The sequence below is a fragment of the Neobacillus bataviensis LMG 21833 genome (genome assembly GCF_000307875.1).
Classification (GTDB): domain Bacteria; phylum Bacillota; class Bacilli; order Bacillales; family Cytobacillaceae; genus Neobacillus; species Neobacillus bataviensis.
This window is the reverse complement of record NZ_AJLS01000095.1, coordinates 1-500: the sequence shown is the minus strand read 5'-3', so window position 1 is coordinate 500 and position 500 is coordinate 1. Positions and strand designations below refer to the sequence as shown.

At 40.0% G+C, this 500-nt stretch carries 1 protein-coding gene; it reads left to right on the top strand.

Annotated features, from left to right (window positions below; all coding sequences use genetic code 11):
- The first annotated feature begins 162 nt into the window (after positions 1-162).
- The gene (locus BABA_RS13040; protein WP_007085658.1) at positions 163-360 is read left to right on the top strand and encodes an MBL fold metallo-hydrolase; all 198 of its coding nucleotides are present in this window, start codon (positions 163-165) and stop codon (positions 358-360) included.
- The last annotated feature ends 140 nt before the right edge of the window (positions 361-500 follow it).

Here is a 500-nt window from a genome sequence, read left to right as displayed (position 1 = left end):
AAGCTTGACCCAATGATTGGTCGGGAAGCAGAAGTTAACAGGAAAATATTTCAGAAAAAAGAGAATCAGAAAAAATGGTGAAACACCAACCTTCAAGAAGAACGACTGCGCCATCTAAGAAGAATTTTTCTGGAAAGAAAAACATAAGCCAGTGAAAGTAAAATGGCCAGAGCTCATGGGCATTCAACGACTAAGCAAGCGGCTGATGTTGCTAAGGAAGCAGGCGTCAATCGTCTGTTATTGACCCATATTAGTGCACGTTATGTTGGTCCTTTGGTAGGGCAATTGGTTCGTGAAGCGCAAGCTGTTCACGCGAATACCTTTGTGGCCAAAGATTTATACGAGGAAAAAATTGGTTAAAAATATTGTAATTACAGGTGCAACTGGTGATATTGCAAAAGAAATTGTCAGCTTATTATCTAAGACAAATGACCATTTGATTTTGGTATCACGAAGTGCTCTATGAATGAATCAAGATCGGAAGAGCGTCGTGTAGGGAA